This window comes from Phyllobacterium sp. (assembly GCF_037994405.1).
Classification (GTDB): domain Bacteria; phylum Pseudomonadota; class Alphaproteobacteria; order Rhizobiales; family Rhizobiaceae; genus Phyllobacterium.
Map to the genome: position 1 here is coordinate 1 of NZ_JBBNAN010000114.1, position 6,088 is coordinate 6,088.

General features: G+C 56.7%; 5 protein-coding genes and 1 pseudogene. 5 read left to right on the forward strand and 1 reads right to left on the reverse strand.

Features of this window, described 5'->3' with window-relative positions:
* Nucleotides 1–980: NAD-dependent succinate-semialdehyde dehydrogenase (locus AAAC48_RS06675; RefSeq protein WP_340653434.1), on the forward strand; the 980-nt coding region annotated here is incomplete at its 5' end.
* A 6-nt stretch (nucleotides 981–986) separates the two neighbouring features.
* Complete coding sequence (locus tag AAAC48_RS06680; protein ID WP_340653435.1) at nucleotides 987–2,009, forward strand: aldose epimerase family protein; 1,023 nt, start codon at nucleotides 987–989, stop codon at nucleotides 2,007–2,009.
* 7 nt (nucleotides 2,010–2,016) lie between these two features.
* Here the strand turns inward: AAAC48_RS06680 and AAAC48_RS06685 are convergent, their stop codons facing one another.
* Nucleotides 2,017–2,934 carry a sugar kinase gene (locus AAAC48_RS06685; protein ID WP_340653436.1) on the reverse strand — a complete coding sequence of 306 codons (918 nt, stop codon included), beginning with the start codon at nucleotides 2,932–2,934 and terminating at the stop codon, nucleotides 2,017–2,019.
* Nucleotides 2,935–3,078: 144 nt separating this feature from the next.
* Between AAAC48_RS06685 and AAAC48_RS06690 the strand changes: the two genes are divergently transcribed.
* The 3 genes and pseudogenes from AAAC48_RS06690 (at nucleotide 3,079) to AAAC48_RS06700 (ending at nucleotide 6,066) form a co-directional block, all read left to right on the forward strand.
* On the forward strand, nucleotides 3,079–3,690 hold the full coding sequence (locus AAAC48_RS06690; protein WP_340653437.1) for a pyridoxamine 5'-phosphate oxidase family protein: 612 nt from the start codon (nucleotides 3,079–3,081) through the stop codon (nucleotides 3,688–3,690).
* Nucleotides 3,691–3,720: 30 nt separating this feature from the next.
* Complete coding sequence (locus tag AAAC48_RS06695) at nucleotides 3,721–5,418, forward strand: SulP family inorganic anion transporter (RefSeq protein WP_340653438.1); 1,698 nt, start codon at nucleotides 3,721–3,723, stop codon at nucleotides 5,416–5,418.
* A 107-nt stretch (nucleotides 5,419–5,525) separates the two neighbouring features.
* A pseudogene (locus AAAC48_RS06700) lies at nucleotides 5,526–6,066 on the forward strand (ParB-like protein).
* The last annotated feature ends 22 nt before the right edge of the window (nucleotides 6,067–6,088 follow it).

The following is a 6,088-nucleotide window of genomic DNA, read 5'->3' on the forward strand; positions in this document are numbered from 1 at the left end:
CTTCCATGCTTGCCCGCAAGATCGGTCCGGCGCTGGCTGCCGGCTGCACTGCTGTCGTCAAGCCTGCGACCCAGACCCCTTATTCAGGTCTGGTTTGGGGTGCGCTCTGCGAAGAGGTCGGCATTCCAAAGGGTGTCGTCAACATCCTGACCGGTTCGGCCTCGGAAATCGGCGGCGAGATCACGAGCAATCCGCTTGTGCGCAAGATCACGTTCACCGGATCGACGGAAATCGGCAAGATCCTGATCAAGCAGGCGGCCGATACAGTCAAGAAAGTATCGATGGAGCTTGGCGGCAATGCGCCTTTCATCGTGTTCAACGACGCCGATGTGGACCGGGCCGTCGATGGCGCGATCATGGCGAAATTCCGCAACTCAGGTCAGACCTGCGTTTGCACCAACAGGTTCCTTGTCCAGTCCGGAATCTACGACGCGTTCATCCAGAAATTTGCCGCCGCAACCGAAAAGCTGAAGGTCGGTGACGGCTTGGAAGCTGGTACCCAGCAGGGGCCATTGATCGATGAAAAGGCTGTCGAGAAGGTCGAAGAATTCATTGCCGACGCCAAGCAGAAGGGTGGCAAGGTGGTCACGGGCGGCAAGCGTCATGCGCTGGGCGGCAGTTTCTTCGAGCCGACGGTTATTGGCGACGCCAAGGCCGACATGCTTTTCACCAAGGAGGAAATCTTCGGACCTGTCGCACCGGTCTACAAGTTCGAGACCGAGCAGGAAGCGATAGACCTTGCCAATGATACCCAGTTCGGCCTTGCCAGCTATTTCTACACGCAGGACCTTGGCCGGGTGTTCCGCGTCTCCGAAGGACTGAAATACGGCATGGTCGGCGTCAACGAAGGCATGATCACAACCGTCGAAGCGCCGTTCGGCGGCGTGAAAGAGTCCGGTCTCGGCAAAGAAGGCGGACATCAGGGTATCGAAGATTATCTCGATACCAAGTACGTCTGTGTTGGCGGCCTCGGGCTCTGAAACGAAATGAACACAGAAATCTTCGGTCATACACATGATGGCGAGGCAGTCCACCGTATCACAATTTCCGGCGGTGGACTGACCGCCAAGGTGCTGACCTGGGGTGCAGTGATTCAAGATCTGCGCCTCAAGAACCACGAACATCCGCTGGTTCTCGGCTATCAGGATTTTGCCGACTATCCGGCACATTCACCCTATCTCGGCGCAACGGTTGGCCGGTCAATCAATCGCATTCGCGACGGCGAACTGACGATCGATGGCAAGACCTATGCGCTTGAGCGAAATTTTCACGGCCTGCACAATATCCATGGAGGCAGTGAAGGGGCCGGTAATCGTATTTGGGAAGTTGTCGCTGTTGGTCCGGATTATGTGACGCTCACCATCCAGCTCGGCGACGGCGAAATGGGCTTTCCCGGCAATCTGAGCATCACCTGCACGTATATGCTCGAATCGAAGGGAACGCTGGCGATCCGCATGGATGCTGTTACGGATAAGTCGACGATCTGCAATCTTGCCCATCATAGCTATTTTAATCTCGATGATGGCGGCGCAACCGATGCGCTTGACCATCAGATCCGGATCGGTGCGCAGGCCTATCTCCCGGTAGATGGCGATCTCATTCCCGATGGCCGGGTTTTGCCTGTCGCAGGGACAACACATGATTTTCGCGAATACCGCACGGTTCGCCATGAGGATGACGGCAAGCAAGTTGTTTATGACAACAATTTCTGTCTTTCCAGCCAGCGCCAGCCGCTGCGTCTCGTTGCTTCCGCCAAAGGAGCTCATTCAGGTGTCGAGATGAATGTGCTGACAACGGAACCCGGTGTGCAGTTCTACGCAGGCAATACGCTTGGCGGACGCACGCCAATCGGTTTGACCGGCAATACCTACGACAATTATGCGGGGTTCTGTTTCGAAGCTCAGGTCTGGCCCGACTCGACGCACTTTCCCTATTTCCCGCAGGCGATCCTGCGTCCTGAAGAGACCTACAGCCAGATGACCAAATACAGCTTCAGGAAGTCGAAATAGACCTGTTTCAGGCTTTGAACGCCTTGCGCGCTTCGTCCATGGGAGCAAGCGCACCGTGGAATTCAACCACGCGCGCAGCGACTTTATGCGCCCGGCCCACCGCCGTGATGGGATCGAGGCCGGCGAGGCGCGCGGCGATGTAACCGCCATTGAAACTGTCGCCTGCGCCTGTGGTATCCACTGCCTTGGCGCGTGAAGCAGGAACCTTAGTGCGCGCATCGGGGGTAACGACCAGTGCCGGTTCGGTACCGTCCTTTACGACAATTTCCCGCACACCGTATGAAGCGATACGATTGGCAGTGTCCGCCGGAGTTGCATCGCCAAAGAGTGCATTTTCATCCGGGAAAGTTGGCAGAGCAATATCCGTCACGTGAAAGGCGTTGCTCAAGACCTGCTTTGCGGTCTCGATATTTTCCCACAGCCGCGGACGATAATTGGCATCAAAAACGATACGCGAGCCCTGGCGGCGCGCATTACTGACGGCATTGAGAACGTTCTGACGGCTTCTGGGACTTAAGATGCCCATGGTGATGCCGGAAAAATAAATAATCTGACGACCATCGAGACTTTTCGCCAATGCCTCCGGATCGTCAGCGAGATGACGCGCGGCCGCGTCATTGCGCCAATAGGTGAAGGAGCGTTCCGCACCCGTCAAGGTGATGGCGTAAAGACCAGGACGGGCGCCGACGATGACCGGACTGTGGGCTGTGTGGATGCCATTCTCCCGCAGAAAGCTGCGCTGTTTGACCGAGAAGGGGTCGTCGCCAAAGGCAGTGATGTAATCAACGGCGAAATCCGGATCGGTGAGAGCCCGGACATACCAGGTCGTGTTTAGCGTATCGCCGGCGAAACCCATGCGCCACTGGTCGCCTTGGGCACCCGACAATTCGATCATGCACTCGCCAATAGCCGCAAATCCGCTCATGAAGTCCTCCGCAAATCCGGTCGGCTGCGACTGATATACGAGTGCGCCGCTGCTGTCATTTCCTAAAACTCGGGGCTGTCATATTCACTTCGCCATGCCATGTTAGTCGGCGAATGCATTTTGGCAGGACTGACGGAGACGGGGATGGCGCGGATAACCACAGTAGAGCAGCTAGAAATGATATATAGCGGCGTTACGCAAGCATCGATTGCAAAGGTTACCGATCGAATCACTCCGGAATACCGGCAATTGATCGAGGGTTCGCCGTTCGTGGCTCTGGCAACCAGCGGACCTGAAGGGCTCGATTGTTCGCCGCGCGGCGACCTTGCGGGTTTCGTCCGGGTTCATGATGAGCAGACACTGATGATGCCGGACCGCCGCGGCAATAATCGTATCGATTCGCTGCGCAATATCGTCCGCGATCCGCGCATTGCACTGCTCTTCCTCATTCCTGGGCTCACCACGACATTCCGGGTGAATGGCCGGGCATTTGTCGATACCGATCACGCGCTGCTCGACAGCTTCATGGTTGATGGCAAGGCGCCGCGTTCCGTCATTGTGGTCGAAGTCGAGGAAGCTTATTTCCAGTGCGCCCGCGCGCTCATCCGCTCCGAATTATGGAATCCGGAGAAGCATCGCTTGCCGAAGGAGTTCCCGACGCCCGGCCATATATTGGCTGCGCTCACCGAAGAGCGCGTCGGCGGTGAGACCTATGACCGGGAATGGCCGGAGCGTGCTGCAAAGACCATGTGGTAAATTCTGACGTGTCCTTCCGGGAGGCATTCAATGAAACAGCCGATAGCATCCGAGGAGCCCCTTAGAGGAAAGGCCTGGCGTCCGTTCGGTTCTCTCTCAGGCTGGACGTTGAAGGATTTTAACCGTGACGCGATTGCAGGGCTGACCCTCGCGGCTATTGCCATACCCGAGCAGATGGCAACGGCGCGTCTCGGCGGCTTTGCCCCTGAAATCGGCTTTTTCGCATTCATCGCCGGGTCACTCGCCTTCGCAATCTTCGGTGCCAGCCGTCACTTGTCGGTAGGCGCGGATTCAACGATCACCCCGATATTCGCTGGCAGCCTTGCACTTCTGGTCACCAGTGGTTCACCTGAATATGGCACCTTGGCTGCAGCGCTCGGCATGCTGGTTGGCCTCATTGTTGTCGCCAGTGGCGTTTTCCGTCTCGGCTGGATCGCAGACCTTCTGTCTGTTCCGGTAACAACCGGGTTTCTCGCTGGCATTGCCATTCATATCATCGTCTCGCAATTGCCGGGTCTACTGGGTATTGCCGGCCAGGAAGGTGACGTCTTTCGACGTGTTTCCGCAACCGCAGCCAGTTTTTCACAAATCAATCCGTTCAGCGTGGGCCTCGGCGCTGGGGTCTTTCTTGCGGTATTGCTGTCCGAACGCGTCAATGCCCGAATACCTGGCGCTCTGATCGGCCTTGTGGCCGCGACCTTGGCTGTAATATTCTTTGGCCTCGAAAGCCGTGGTGTGGCGGTCCTCGGCGCGCTTCCCAACGGGGTGCCGCATGTTTCACTGCCTAAATTGGGTCTTGAAAACCTGCGGGGCCTTATTCCACTGGCATTGCTGGTTGCCGTCGTTGTCATGGTCCAGACGGCTGCCACGACACGCTCATTCGTTTCCGAAACCGGCGAAGCACCAGATGTCAATCATGATTTCGTCGGTGTTGGCGCAGGGAGCCTCCTGTCAGGATTGCTTGGGTCGTTTCCAGTGAATGCGAGCCCGCCACGCACTGCAATTGTGGCCGAGACCGGAGGTCGCTCGCAAATCAGCGGGCTGATCGCCGCAGCAATCGTGCTTGCGCTCGTGGCGTTCGGCGGGCAACTGCTATCGAGCGTGCCACATGCTGCATTGGCTGGCATTCTGCTGTTCGTTGCCCAAAGGATCATCCGCTGGCAGACGATCTCAAGCGTCTACCGGGAGGCGCGAGGCGAATTTGGGTTGATCATGATCACAATGGTCGCGATTGTCGCTCTGCCAATCGAGGCGGGCGTTACAATTGGCATCGGCCTTTCGCTGCTACATGGCCTCTGGGCAGTGACGCGCGCTCGTCCGATCGAGTTTGAGAGAGTACCCGGTAGCACAATATGGTGGCCGGCTAGTGCCGCTTCGCAGGGCGAAAAAACTCCGGGCGTTCTTGTCATTGCCTTCCAGGCGCCCTTGTCATTCGTCAATGCCGATGATTTCAAACGTGGCATGTGCAATACCATTGATGACCGCGCCGAAACGCTCAATCTCGTCGTTCTTGAAGCAAGCAGTATTATCGATATTGACTACACGGCGTCCCAAGCGCTCGCTGACGTCATCGCTCATTGCCGGGCCGTTGGCGTGAAATTTGCCATTGCAAGATTGGAATCCGTTCGCGCACAGGGTGCCCTGTCACGGTTTGGGCTCATCTCCCTGTTGGGGGCGGAGAATATCTTTCACAGTGTCGATGATGCCATCCGAAAACTGGCGACTTGATCCGGCGCGGCCAAAGAAGAAGGATAATCACAATGCACGTCACACGCGAGCCCATTGTCGAGACCATTCCTATCAAGGATCTGCGGCCAACCCAGATTACAGTGGGCATGCGGGAGGTCGCCGAAAAGCGCAAACAATGGCGCGAGCAGAAGGGCAGAATGGTTGGCGAATTCCTCGACCACCATGATTCCTGGCGTGCTCGGGCCCAATCGGCGAAACCATGTGATCGATCATCACCATCTTGCGCGTGCACTGTATGATGAAGGTGTCAAAAGCGTTCTTGTGACGGTGATCAGCGACCTCTCCAAACTCGACAGAGATGCCTTTATGGTCGTGCTGGACAATCGCGGCTGGATGCATCCATTTGATGAGGAGGGCAGACGGCGGGATTACGCAATGGTTCCGAAATCCATCAAGGATCTTGAAGATGATCCTTTCCGCAGTCTGGCTGGGGAATTGCGAAGAGCGGGCGGTTTCGCCAAGGACGCGACGCCGTTCAGCGAATTTCTCTGGGCTGATTTCCTGCGGCGAAGGATTAGCCGGAAATTCGTGGATGCGAGCTTTGACAAGGCACTCAATCAGGCTCTCAAAGATGCCAAAAGCCAAGCAGCAAGCTATTTGCCTGGCTGGTGCGGACCAATCAGCTGAGGTTAAGTTGTAGATTTGTTCT